Genomic DNA, 13,186 nt, shown 5'->3' with positions numbered 1-13,186 from the left:
GATCCGCTAAGCTGACTGCCGATCTGCCTTGCTGATCTGCCTTGCCGAGCAGACCAATTGACCGGGGGCTTCCGTAGCGCGATGCTGACATTCACTTCGGAGGCCCACGACGTCCCTTGACCCAGCACTCGCGCGACACCCCCCAATTTTACCTGACGGCGCCCTCCCCGTGCCCCTATCTGCCGGGCCGGCATGAGCGCAAGGTGTTTACGCACCTCGTGGGTGAGCGCGCCGGCGACCTCAATGACCTCCTGACCCATGGCGGCTTCCGCCGCAGCCAGTCGATCGCCTACCGGCCGGCCTGCGACCAGTGCCGCGCCTGCGTTTCAGTCCGGGTCGTCGCCAACGAGTTCCGCCCCTCCCGCAACTTCCGCAAGGTGATGGCGCGCAATGCCGATATCATCGGCGAGCAGCGCAGCGCGGTGCCGACCTCCGAGCAATATTCCGTATTCCGTGCCTATCTCGACGCCCGCCACCGCCACGGCGGTATGGCCGACATGACGGTGCTCGACTACGCCATGATGGTCGAGGACAGCCACGTCGAGACCCGCATCATCGAGTATCGCAAGCGCGGCCCCGACAGCGGCATCACCGGCCGCGGCGAGGAGCTGATCGCGGTCGCGCTCACGGACGTCCTCAGCGACGGCCTGTCGATGGTCTATTCGTTCTTCGAGCCGGGCCAGGTCTCACGCTCGATGGGCACCTTCATGATCCTCGACCACATCGCTCGCGCCCGCAGGCAGGGACTGCCTTACGTCTATCTCGGCTATTGGATCGAGGGCTCCAAGAAGATGGACTACAAGGCCCGCTTCCTGCCGCAGCAGCGCCTCGCCCCCTCGGGCTGGCTGCGCATCGACGCCCAGGGCGATGCGGCATCCGAGCCGCAGGACTGACACCTTCCGGGATCGTGCCTGTCAGGAGGCGGCCGCTTCAAGGCGGTGCGTTGCGCCGATCTTCGCGCCGGCGATGAATTTCAGTGCTGCGATCCCGGGCAGGAAGAAGTAGCCGCCTCCGCGCGCGCCGGTGAACGAAGCCAGCGTGACCTCGCCGCCGCTCGGCGATCCCGGAATGGTGAAGCTCTTGCCGCCGGCCTGCGACCCCACGATCGGATCGTCCTGCTTCTCGAGCGTGCCGAAACGCGGATTTTGCAGCCAGCGCTGGTGGATGAATTCGAACTGACGCTCGAGATCGGCATTGCACGCGATGAAAAAGATGCCTTCGCGATGTCCGGTCTCGGTCTTCTCGCGATAGGGCCGCCCGCGGCGGAGCAGCCGGTGCAGCTTCGATGATTTGATGCTCGATGGCACGTCGATCCCGAGGGAATCGCGCGGGTTGGACCGGCGGATATGCGCGCCCTTCGGACAGACGAAGCCATTGGCGTCCTCGACGCGATAGCGGAAGGCGTCGGCCGCCGAATTCGACCCTGGAGGCCCCTGCCAGCCGAGCGGCATGCCGTCCTTCCGACGTCCCATCAGTTTTTCGCAGGTCGGTAAGCCATTGGCAGCTTCGAACTGCCTGAACGCATCGACATACTGCTCGATCTGCCGGACCGCCAGATAACTCCCGTTCAGCGTGAAGCGGTCTTCCGTTTGCGGCCATTCATTCACGTTGGGGCAGTAGGTGAGCTCGTCGTACTCGTTGCGATAGCCCAGAATGAATTCGCCGGGCTCGACGACACGATCCTCATAAAGCTTGCCGGCGTCCTTTCGGGCCTGCTGCGGGGTCGCTCCCTCCTCGTCCCGGAGATCGCGGATCACGGGTTGGGCGAGGCCGTCGCGGAAGCCGAACGGCTCACGCAACTGGCCATCCGCAAACGAGCAAGGATTGTTCTCGACGGTCTCGACGATGAACACTGCCGGGTCCGGCTCCTCCATGCGCGCGGTTGCGTCGAGCACCCACCATTGCGCAACGAGAATGTGAACGGTCTGGCGGCCGCTGGCGCCCTCGACATCCGACCAGCGCCAGTCATCGCGCGGAGCGTCTCTCAACAGATCCTGGCGCAACGCGCTGCCCATGCCGGAGCTGAAAGGCGTCGGAAACGGATGCGTCTCGGCCTCGGTACAGCCGAGCTTCTTCAGCCCCGCGAAGCTGAAGGCGACCGACACCGCCTCCCCGATCGACGCTTCCGGCTCCGTCTTGCCCTTGGTCTTGCCCTTAGTCTTGCCCTTGGCGACGCATTTGGCGCTGACGACCAGCTTGCTGTCGACGAGACGCGCGAGCCAGGCCCGCGCCTGATCCTCGCGGCCGTCGCGGATCGTCAGCAGCCAGAAGCGGCTGGATTTGAGCCAGCCGAAGCCGCTCTTCAGCATGCCCTGGATGTCGTGGCTTTGCTCGGAGAGGCGCGGAGCGTGCTTCATGTCTCGATGGCCCTCATGATCAGGTCGTCGTTCTTCTCGTTGCGCTCGCCGAACAAGGCGTCGCGCAGCCCCGTGGCGAGGTTGATCTGGTCGACCGTCCGGTTGCAGGCGTCGAAATGGTAGAGATGCGGCAGCATGCTGTCGCGCGCATAGGACTTGAATCTCAGCTCGCACTTCACGCCGCGAAACACCACGAAGCGCGTCGGCGGAAAGCTGCGCGCCTTGGCGATGCCGGGCTGCCCCTCCAGCGCCGGGGCGCGTGGATTCAGCTCGGTCCAACGCCAGGCCAGCGTGGTGCCGACGGCCGCGCCGTTGATGAAATCGTCGAGATAGCCGCCGAAATTGCCGTCATAGTTCGAGCAGAACAGAAAGCGGCGGCCGTTGTCGATGACGTGCCAATGGCCGAAATGGATGCCCGGCGCATTGCCGAGCCAGCCTTGCGTGAAGAACACCCGTCCGGCAAACGTCACGATGCGCAGCGCCAGCCGGATACACCACGCGCTCCACCATTGCGGACCGCGCAGCTCCGTCAGGCTGAACATGTGCTGGGTGCCACCGACCAGATCGGCCTCGCATCGCTCGACCGACGGATGGATCTGCTGGGCCCGCGGAACGTCCTCTTCGAGCGGATGAAAGAACTTTCTGCTCAGCTCGGTGAAATAGCGATTGAGCCAGTAGAACAGCGCGCCGATGCAAAGCACCGCGGCGATAACGACGATCGCGATGCCGGTGATCTGCAATCCGGTCAGCTTCGGCAGCTTCGGTTCGATGACGTCATGCATATAGGCCGGAGCTACCTCATAGGCCAGCGGCGCAAACGTGTAGGCGATGGCGCAGGCGGCGACGGCCAGCAGCAGCGGCACGCCGATCAGCCAGCCGCCCACATAGGTTGCGAGCGACGAGAGCGTCTGGGTCGGCCGATCGAGCTCCTGCTGAACGCTGTTCAGCCAGCGCCGCCAGGACACGAATTGCGCGGGCAGCGGCACCAGGAACAGCCAGACGAGGAATGCGATCACCCCGAGCGCCACTAGCCCGTGCCAGCTCATCGCGTGCAGGCATGCGCTCGTCTTGATGACGGTATCTTCGACCGCCCGCAGTCCGGGACCGGGCTCGCCGAAGAACCAGTTAAAGGCGCGCGGAAGTGCCCGCAGCAGCCAGAGCACGGCGAACCACAGCACGATCGCCGCCAAGGGATAAGCGAGCTTGGCACCGATGCTCGCCCCCGTCCCGCGCCAATAGGATCGCGGCGCAGGCTTGGCCGCCCACTCGAAACGTGGGTTGGCGTAGGCCCACCGGGCCAGCGCCAGGGCGAATGCGGTGCGATCGCTGCCGTATTTTTGCTTCAGATTCCGCGCTTCGATGCGCGTCTGATCGAGCAGGTCGCTCTCCATCTTGATCTGCCGGACCGAGCGATCGCGGGCGCCGACGAAGCCGCCGTCGGCGATGCTGTGCCAGCTCATCAGCTGGTTCAGCAATTGCTCTTTGTCCTTGGCCGTGGGCACGGCGACGTTGGGAGCGACCATGCCGCCGAACAGCGTCCACATCGCGCCGTCTGGATGATAGACGAGGCGGTACAGCAGGTCGTAAGGACGCAAGCCCTCCTCCACGGCAAGCTCGAGCAAGAGCACCGGCTGCTGGTTTGGGGCCCCGGCCAAGGCCGGCAGCAGCCCGATCGAAACGAAATGCACCACCGCGACGTCGTCCAGCAGGGCATCCAATGCACCGTGAAGTTGCCTTGGAATTTCAGCGCCGCCGGCCCAGCCTGGCGCAACGATGCAGATCATCTGCTGCCGGACGATCTCGAGCATGGCCGTGTTCTCCGCTCACTCAGGTCGTACACATCCGCATGCACAGCATCAGCGGCCCGTCATAGGCGATGGCCTTGCCTTCACCGCGCGCCAGTTGCAGCCGCGGCAAGGTGAGCAGGCCAATCAGCGCGCTGGTCAGGATCTCCACCGCGTGATCCCGCGCGGGACATTGGCGGTAGCCGTATCCGAACATGAGATAGCGCAAGGCATCGTTCTTGCCCCAATCGCGCTCCGGGCAGAAGCGACCGCTCTGGGGAACGGCGTTGGGATCGAACAGCGCTGCGATCGACAGCAGCGAGACCTTACCACCGCCAGGACATCCGGCGTTGTGCCGCGCCCCGGTTTTCATTTCCGTGTCGCGCGGCACGTCGCGCGCCAGCAGCGGAAAGATCGGCCGGAAGCGCATCAGCTCGAGCACATGGTTGCGCACGATCTTGCGGAACTCGGGATCGGTCCAGACGGCGGGCTCGCCGAGCTTGGCGGCCTTCGATCGCAGCTCCTCGTAGACCTTCGTTCGTCCCAGCAGCTCCTGGACGACGAGAGCGCCCGACTGGACGGTGACAGGATGCGAGATCCAGGCAAGGCCGACCGCGTTTCGTTCAATGTCGGCGGAGGAGCTCTTGACGCCCCAGGCGGCGCCGATGAGGCCGGTCACGCGATCGATCCGCGTCTGCAGCGCATCCCCGCAGGCTTCCGCCCGTCGCCGAAGATCGAGCGTCGCCAAGCTGCCGGCCAGCAGTTGCCCCGCAACATAGCGGATCTCGAGCATGTATTGTCGCTGCAAGCCCTCGTCGACATCGCCCTGCGCAGCGTCGACCGCCGACCCCGCCACCACAGCGCCCGTTGCCGCGCCGAACAGCGGCCGCATGGCGTGGAACACGACCCACATCAGATACTCATCGATCAGGTCGAAGCCGCCCGCGCCGCGCACGCTCAGAGCCTTGATGCGCCGCTGCGCCTCGGCATCGGAATCGGCGGGGACGTTCAGAGCCGCCAACCGCGCATGGACCAGGTCCCGATCGTCCGAATAGGTCGGCCCGGGATCCATCCCGATGAGGTAGTCGCCAGAGACCATGTTGGCCGCATGCGCCGTATTGGCGAAGCTGCGCGTGCGCGTCAGCACATCCTTGACCGCACTGGCGCGTGCCGCCAGGCCGAACCAGCCGCCAATGGCTGGCCAGTGCCGAAGCACTGCACCGACCGCACGCAAGACCGTAATGTGGCGATTGAGCCAGCAGAACAGACCATAGGAGAGGCTGCGTGCTCCCGGCGGCAACGCGTCGGGTTCATAGGTCGAGAGTTTCATGCTGCATACCCGTCCTTCCGCCAATCCGCGAGGGCCGCTGCGGCCTGTCTTTGATAGTGGGGCATGCCCAGACGCTCCGCGGCATCGGCGGCCCGCTTGAAATGCGCTTCGGCGCCGGCGAGATCGCCGGCCTGCCGCAAGGTCTCAGCAAGCTCGTACAGGGCTTCGGTCTGGTGGCCGTATTCTTCGGCGGCCTCCTCGACCGCCTTGCGGCCGACCGCGATCGCATCGTCCAGCCGGCCGAGCTTGCGATAGGCGACGCCCAGGCTCACGCGCATGAACGTCCTGCCGTAAGGTCCGGCCGCCGCGTAGATGCGATCGGCGAACCCCTTCTCCAGCATCGTCGCCGCCTCGGCGGCCTTGTCGTTGCGCGCAAGCGCGCTGCCGAGAACACCCGTACAAACCGAAAGCATGGTCGGAACGTTGTGCGTCATGCATTGCTGCACGCCCGCGCGCATCAAGGGCTCGGCCCTGTCGAGCTCCCGGCTCTCGATCCAGATCTGCGACTGGACGGTGTCGATCAGCAGCCGGGAATAGGGATGGTCGATGTTCGACAGGATCTCGTAGGCCTTGGCACAGAACGCGTGGGCGGTTGCACTGTCTCCCAGCCGCCAGAGCGTGCTGGCGTGAAACGCATAGAGATTGATGATGGGGATCGCGGCCCATCCGGGCTGAACGACATGCGCCGACAGCTCCCGTCCGTAATCGGAGAGCAGAACCTGGCCTTCCGTGGCCGCCTCTGCATATCGACCGAGCGCGTGGAGGTTCATCAGGCGGGTCTGATGCGCCGCCATCATCATGTGGCGGCGCTGCGCGAGGCGGGCCGCCTCGAGCCCCCGTGAAGCATAGCGCAGACCTTGCTCGAAGCGTCCGCGCATCCACAGGAACACCGCCGTCTCGGTCGACACCGCCGCTCGTGCGCGCTGATCGTTCAGCTGCACCGCGATGGCTTCCGCGCGCTCCATGTTGCTGAAGATGTCGTCGATCTGCCCGAGGGCTAGCATCGCCCCGATGGCTTCCAGGCGAAGCGCGAGTTCCAGGGTCTGGGCAATCGAGGCGTCGTCGACGCGGCGCGCTGCCTGAAGACCCTTCTCGAACAGTTGAAGGGCTTCCTGATTGGCCGAGCGCGAGATCGCACGGGCCATCGACTTGACGGTGAATCTCGCCGCCTGCTCCCACTCCTCCCCTTTGAAGGCATGGTGCGCCAGCGCCGGCGCGACATCCGCATCAGCCGCCCCCGGCCGCGCATGCAGCGCCAGGAAGGCCTGTCGATGCAGCGCCTTGAGACGAGCGCGCGTGAGGGCGCCGAGCACAACATCGCGCACCAATGCATGGCGAAACGCGAATGCGTGCTGCTCGAGCTGACCGCGCGCCTGATCCGCCCCCGCCAACAATCCGGATGCAACGCACAAGCCCAGCAATTCTTCGGCACGCCCAAGGTCCACGGCCTGCATCGCGGCGATCAGCTCGCGCGTGATGGGGTCGCCGAGGATCGCAGCGGCCTCGAGCGCGGACTTGGCGGCTTCAGGCAGCCTGTCGACGCGCGCGCCGATCACCGCGGCGATCGAGCCCGGCACGCGCAGCTCCCCCGGCGGCCGCTGCAGGCGGTATGCGCCCGGCGTTCCCTCGAGCGATCCGTCGTCGATCAGCGTGATGACCAGTTGCTCCAGGAAGAAGGGATTGCCGTCGGCGCGCGCCACCAATTCGTTCATGGCGCCGAGCACGGACAGGTCATCCCCCAGCAGGGCGCGCGCGAGCCTGAACATCTCGCCATCGCGGAGCGGCTCGATCATGCGCTCTGCAAACCAGGGGGCCTGGCGCCACTGATGGTCGAAATCAGGTCGATAGCTGACGCAGACGAGGATCGGCAGTCCCTGTAGCTTTGGCAGCAGAGCCTCGAACAACCGCCGGCTCTCGCGGTCAGCCAGGAAAACGTCTTCGAGCACGAGCACGAAGGGGCCCGCTTGGGCGCGCCTGCGCACGAGCCACAGCAACGCGTCGCCAATCCGGCGCCGCCGCTGGACCGGGTTGAGCTCCAGCCAAGCCTGGTCCGGCGCAGCCAGACCCAGCAGATCGTTGATCGCCGCGAGATGCGCGGCGCCCTCGGTGGCCCATTCGGCGGCCAGGGTCTGCCTGACGGATTGTGCATCGGTCAGGCTTGTTTGCGGCAACCCGGCCAGGCTTGCGATCAGGTCCGCGGCGGTGCTGTAGGCGCGCGCGCTCGCGTAACCTCGTGCCTGCGAAAGGCAGACCTCCATGCCCTGGCTTGCAAGCGCGGCAATCCAGTCGGAGATCAGGCGGGACTTCCCGATCCCCGCATCGCCGCACAGCCCGATCGTTCGCATCGCGCCGGTTCGAACGATGTCGAGATCCCCGGCCAGGATCCGCAAGGGATCTTCGCGGCCGACCAGGGGCGCCCAGCGCTGCTTGCGCGTCAGCGGCGCGGCCGCCGAACTTTCGGTGGCGACCACGACCTCATGGAGGTCGACCGGATCGTCCAGCCCTCGGACCGACCGCGTCCCCACCGGCTGCGTGTCGATCTGCTGCGCGACGAGGCGCTGCGTCGCGGCACTGATCAGAATGCCGCCGGGAGCCGCCATCTTTTCGAGCCGCGATGCAAGGTGAATCGTCTTGCCGTCCGCCCCGTAATGCGACCAGCCGTATTGTCCGACGACGCCGACCAGCACTTCGCCCGAATTGATGCCGATGCGCAGCATCGGGCTGGCCACGCCCTGAACCGCGTGGCCGGGAATGTTGGCTCTCTGCATCTTGAGAGCGGCAAGGCACGCCCGCAGGGCGTGATCCTCCTGCGCCACGGGCGCGCCGAACAAGGCGACGAGCCCGTCGCCGAGCAACTGGCTCACCGTGCCGCCATAGGTCGCGACCGCTTCGGCCAGATGGTTCAGCGTCTTGCCGAGATAGTTGCGGGATTCCTCGGGGTCGGAGTGCTGGAGCAGTGATGTGGAGTCGCAGACGTCGACAAAGAGGACGCTGACCTGCTTGTTCTCGGTCAGCATCTGTGACCGAACCGTCGCATGATCGTGCAGCGGAACAACCCGCGCGTCGCGGTCGACGATGCTGGCAAGTGATGGACCGGAGGGCTGCTCCACGGCGTGATCGAGGCGCGCGCCGCATTGAGAGCAGAAGCGATGCTCGCGAGTAACACGGGCTGAACATGCGGGACACTTGGTCACGGCAGTACACGCTCATCAATGATATCAACGCAGCAATCAACGCATTCTGGCTTGATCACCGTCCCCTAGGACGTGAACCCGCGCAGTCAAAATCAATCCATCAAGCCAGTGGTCTCGCCACCGGCTCCGCGCGCCGACGTCGCGCACAACTCATAGACGTAACCGGAGAAAATGCGGATCGGCGCACTTACTCCGGCGCGGGACCGCCGATTATCCCGCGGGGAGAAAAATCAATCCTGAAAAACGTAATGTCATAATATGGCCTGTCAGTAATACGCGGCCCCGCAGCAATTGAAGGTAGTATACCCTCTTCGCACCGATTGAAAAGCGGTAGTTCGCCGGCTCGCGACCGGAGCCGTCGGCCCTCGCATGGCGCGGCTTTTCCGAAATTGCCGGACCGAGCTCGCGCAAGGGCGGCTCGTCATGGGCCGCTCCGGACAGACGGAGCGATAGCGCCTGCCCTCACCCGAACAATGTGTCGGACAACAGCTTGAGGTTCAGGATCACGATCACGCCCGCGACGATCCACGCGATCGCGGCGACGTAGGTGGGAATCGCGAACTTGCCCATCTTGCGGCGGTCGGAGACGAAGCGGACCAGCGGGATGACGGCGAAGGGCAATTGCATCGACAGCACGACCTGGCTGAACACCAGCAGATCCGCCGTGCCGCGCTCGCCATAGATCGCGGTGACGACGATCACGGGGACGATGGCGATGCCGCGCGTGAGCAGGCGGCGCGCCCAGCTCGGCAGGCGCAGATCGAGGAATCCCTCCATCACGATCTGGCCGGCGAGCGTCGCCGTCACCGTCGAGTTCAGGCCCGAGGCGAGCAGCGCTACCGCGAACAGCGTCGAGGCGATGCCGAGACCCAGCAGCGGCGACAACAGCTCGAAGGCTTGTCCGATCTCGGCGACATCCGAATGGCCGCTCTTGTGGAAGGTCGCAGCTGCGACGACGAGGATGGCGGCGTTGATGAACAGCGCCAGCATCAGGGCGATGGTCGAATCCGTCGTCGCCCATTTGATCGCCTCGCGGCGGCCTTCGTCGTTGCGCTCATAGGCGCGCGTCTGCACGATTGAGGAGTGCAGATAGAGATTGTGCGGCATCACGGTCGCGCCGATGATGCCGATCGCGATGTAGAGCATCTCGGGGTTGGTGAAGATCTCGCTTCTCGGCATGAAGCCGTGCAGCACCTCCGCCACCGGCGGCGCGGCGGCGGCGACCTGGACCGCGAAGCAGACCGCGATCACCGCCAGCAGCGCGATGACGAAGGCTTCGAGGAAGCGGAATCCGCGGTTCATCAGGAGCAGCAGCAGGAAGGCATCGAGCGCCGCGAGCAGCGCGCCGCCGATCAGGGGAATGCCGAACAGGAGCTTGAGCGCGATCGCGGTGCCGATGACCTCGGCGAGATCGCAGGCGATGATCGCCGCCTCGCAGGCCAGCCAGAGCAGGAAGTTCGTCGCCGGCGAATAGGTGGCGCGGCAGGCCTGCGCGAGGTCGCGGTCGGTGACGATGCCGAGCCGTGCCGCCAGCGACTGCAGCAGGATCGCCATCAAATTCGAGAGCAGGATGACGGAGAGCAGCGTGTAGCCGAACTTCGAGCCACCGGCGAGGTCGGTCGCCCAATTGCCGGGGTCCATGTAGCCGACGGAGACCAGATAGCCCGGGCCGACGAAAGCGAGCAGCCGGCGCCACCAGCGGCCCGCGGCCGGAATGGCAACCGTGGCGTTGACCTCGGCGAGGCTCTTGGTGGCGGGCGCGTCAGTGCGCCAGCCGGCGGTGTCGCGCGTCAAATCAGGCGATCGGGCATCCATGGGGCGAGAATACCGAAGTCGAGGCTTATTGCAACTCATTTGCAACTGCATCTAGTGGCAGGGGTTCCCGTTCCGGGCGGTTATTCGCCGCCCTGTCGGGAAGCGGGTGGGTTTGGCGGCCCCCGGGGCCGGATACTGGCGCCAACCCGACTTTGCAGGAAATGAGCCATGTCAAACCCGCCCCGCCTCCCCGACACCTTTGCCCGGCTCGCCTGGTCCAACCTCGCCGCGCAGTCGGCCGAGCAGATCGCCTTGGCCGCCGCCCCCATCGTCGCGGTGCTCACGCTCGGGGTCGCGGAAGGCCAGACCGGCCTGTTGCAGACCGCTTTGACTCTGCCCTTCGTGCTGTTCGCGATTCCCGCCGGCTTGCTCGCCGACCGGATCTCACGCCGCTCGCTGATGGCGGGAGCCGAGGCGCTGCGGGCCGTGGCGCTCGCGACCATCGTGCTGCTGCTCGCGCTCGGCGCGCTCAATCTGCCGTTGCTGGCGCTGCTCGGCTTCGCCGCGGTGTGCGGCACCGTGGTCTACAGCGTGGCCGCACCGGCGCTGGTGCCCTCGCTGGTGAGTGCCGAGCTGCTGCCGGCGGCGAATGCGCGGATCGAGCTGGCGCGCACCATCGCCTTTGCCAGCGGCCCTGCGCTTGGCGGCGCGCTGGTGGGCTGGTGGGGCGCGAGCCCGGCCTTCGGCTTCGCCGCGGCGCTCTCGGCCATCGCCGTGGTGCTGCTCTCAGGCATCTTCGAGCCCGCCCGCGCGCCAGCGCCGCGCCGCCATCCGTTCCAGGACATCCGCGAAGGCGCGGCCTTCGTGTTTCACCATCCGCTGCTGCGTCCGGTGTTCATCACCCAGTTCATCTTCAACACCGGCTGGTTCCTGCAGATCGCCGTGTTCGTGCCCTACGCCGTGCGCCATCTCGGCCTCACCGCCGCGGGCGTCGGCACAGTGCTGACAATGTACGGCGTCGGCATGGTGATCGGCGCGCTGCTCGCCACCCGCGTGATGCAGCGTATCAGCTTCGGCACCGTGGTCGGCCTCGGCCCCGTCACCGGCTTCATTGCCGCGATGGTCATGGCGTTGACCGTGCTGGTCCCCTCGCCTTGGCTGGCGGGTTTGAGCTTCTTCCTGCTTGGCGTCGGGCCGATCCTGTGGGTGATCTCGACCACGACGCTGCGCCAATCGGTGACGCCGCCGCGCCTTCTGGGCCGCGTCTCCGCCATCAACATCATGAGCTACGGCGCGCGCCCGCTCGGTTCGGGACTGGGCGCGATCGTCGGCGGGCTATGGAGCGCGGAAGCTTGCCTCTACTTGGCGGCGGCCGTGTTCGGCGTGCAGGCGCTGGTGATCTGGCTGTCGCCGGCCGTGGCGCTGGACCGGCAGCCGGAGATGGTGGGGGATGAGGTGGCGGCGCGGTGCTAGTTCGCCAGATACCGCTCGTAGCTCCCCGTCACCGGCTCGCTCGCGTCGACATCGGGGTCGAGCGTGTAGAGATCCTGCGCGCGGCCGATGCCGCGCAGTGCGTAGCGGCCGGTGGAGACGAGATAGCGCCGCCCGGCGGCGTCGAGGCCCTTGTAGAACTCCGATGACGCCAGCAGCTCGCGGTCGACCGAGCGGCTCATCGAGGCGATGCGGCTGACCTCGTTCACGGTCGGACCGACCACAGTGAAATCGAGCCGGTCCTCGCTGCCGATATTGCCGTAGAAGACCTGCCCGACATGCAGGCCGATATAGGCCGACGTGGTCGGACGCCCCTCCGCCGCCCGGCGCGCATTGAGCGCCGCGATATTCTTGCGGAACAAGTGCTCGGCGCGCAGCGCGGCACGGCGCGCATCCGCCATGTCCTCGCCCCAGAACATCGCGAGGACGCCGTCGCCGATCAGCTTGAGCACATCGCCGCCGGCCTCGTGGATCGGGTCAATCACGGCCTGCGCATAGTCGTTGAGGAACGGGATGATCTCGTCGGGGCCGATGCTTTCGCTGATCCCGGTCGAGCCGCGCAGGTCCGAGTACCAGAGCACGGCATTGATGCGCTCGGTGACGCCGCGCGAGATGCGCCCGCGCAGCACCTGCTCGGAGGCGTCGCGGCCGAGATAGACGCGCCCCAAAGTGCGCACGATGTCGACCTGCTGTGCCGACTTGATCGCGAGCCCGAGCACCGGCACGAGATCGCGCAGCGCGGCCAGTTCGGCTTCGGTGAAGCCGTCGTCCCGCCGCGTCGTCCAATAGGAATAGAGGCAGTCCATCTGTCCGAGCGCTCCGCTCTCGCCGAAGCGGTGCACGAAAGCCAGGAAGTGCCGGTGGCCGTTTTCGGCGAGGTCGCCGATCTGCGAGAAATCGAGCGACGGCGCCTCGGCGAGATCGATCACCATCTCGTCGTTGCCGTGCTCGAGCAAATGATAGAACACCGAGCGGCGCCAGTTCGTGGCGGCGTCGCCCTCCGCCGTCGAGCCGTACTCGATGACGTCGCTCTCGTTGCTCGGCGTATCGCTCCAGCGGAACGCGCGGCCCTCGTAGATCGGATGCAGCGTGTCGATGATCACGAGCCCGCGCGACAGGTCCAGCCCTTCGTCGCAGCAGCGCTCGCAAAAGCCGCGGAGCAGTTCCTGCTCGGGCAGACCCGTGAGCCCCTGGCTGGCGATCCAGTTCATCAATGAAAGGCGCGAAGCTGTTTGCATGCGCCATTATGGCGTGCATTCGTGACGAGCGAAAGGC

The 13,186-nt window shown here is 66.2% G+C and carries 8 protein-coding genes; 2 read left to right on the top strand and 6 right to left on the bottom strand.

Annotated features, from left to right (window positions below):
- The first annotated feature begins 116 nt into the window (after positions 1–116).
- A complete protein-coding gene (locus tag AC0WRY_RS15175) occupies positions 117–893 on the top strand; it encodes an arginyltransferase (protein WP_063194860.1) in 777 nt (258 codons plus the stop codon).
- A 21-nt stretch (positions 894–914) separates the two neighbouring features.
- Here AC0WRY_RS15175 and AC0WRY_RS15170 read toward each other — a convergent pair whose 3' ends face one another.
- From AC0WRY_RS15170 to AC0WRY_RS15150, 5 genes are all read right to left on the bottom strand, one after another.
- Positions 915–2,357 (bottom strand): Dyp-type peroxidase, encoded by a 1,443-nt coding sequence (locus tag AC0WRY_RS15170; RefSeq protein WP_491123311.1) that lies wholly within the window; start codon positions 2,355–2,357, stop codon positions 915–917.
- Positions 2,354–4,165, bottom strand: coding sequence for a hypothetical protein (locus AC0WRY_RS15165; RefSeq protein WP_491123310.1), 1,812 nt, complete (start codon positions 4,163–4,165; stop codon positions 2,354–2,356). Before AC0WRY_RS15165 ends, AC0WRY_RS15170 begins: the two co-directional genes overlap by 4 nt.
- Positions 4,166–4,184: 19 nt before the next feature.
- Complete coding sequence (locus AC0WRY_RS15160; RefSeq protein WP_491123309.1) at positions 4,185–5,471, bottom strand: cytochrome P450; 1,287 nt, start codon at positions 5,469–5,471, stop codon at positions 4,185–4,187.
- Positions 5,468–8,581: an ATP-binding protein gene (locus tag AC0WRY_RS15155; protein WP_491123308.1), complete on the bottom strand. Its 3,114-nt coding sequence runs from the start codon at positions 8,579–8,581 to the stop codon at positions 5,468–5,470. Before AC0WRY_RS15155 ends, AC0WRY_RS15160 begins: the two co-directional genes overlap by 4 nt.
- A 546-nt stretch (positions 8,582–9,127) precedes the next feature.
- Positions 9,128–10,480 carry an Nramp family divalent metal transporter gene (locus tag AC0WRY_RS15150; protein WP_194407735.1) on the bottom strand — a complete coding sequence of 451 codons (1,353 nt, stop codon included), beginning with the start codon at positions 10,478–10,480 and terminating at the stop codon, positions 9,128–9,130.
- Positions 10,481–10,648: 168 nt separating this feature from the next.
- Between AC0WRY_RS15150 and AC0WRY_RS15145 the strand changes: the two genes are divergently transcribed.
- A complete protein-coding gene (locus AC0WRY_RS15145; RefSeq protein ID WP_194407734.1) occupies positions 10,649–11,893 on the top strand; it encodes an MFS transporter in 1,245 nt (414 codons plus the stop codon).
- Here the strand turns inward: AC0WRY_RS15145 and AC0WRY_RS15140 are convergent.
- On the bottom strand, positions 11,890–13,149 hold the full coding sequence (locus AC0WRY_RS15140) for an adenylate/guanylate cyclase domain-containing protein (protein ID WP_194407733.1): 1,260 nt from the start codon (positions 13,147–13,149) through the stop codon (positions 11,890–11,892). The two genes, AC0WRY_RS15145 and AC0WRY_RS15140, sit on opposite strands and share 4 nt — an antisense overlap.
- Positions 13,150–13,186 lie beyond the last annotated feature (37 nt).

It is taken from the genome of Bradyrhizobium sp. T-12, from assembly GCF_058314695.1.
The sequence above is the reverse complement of the archived record's forward strand: the minus strand, read 5'-3'. Positions and strand labels throughout refer to the sequence as shown.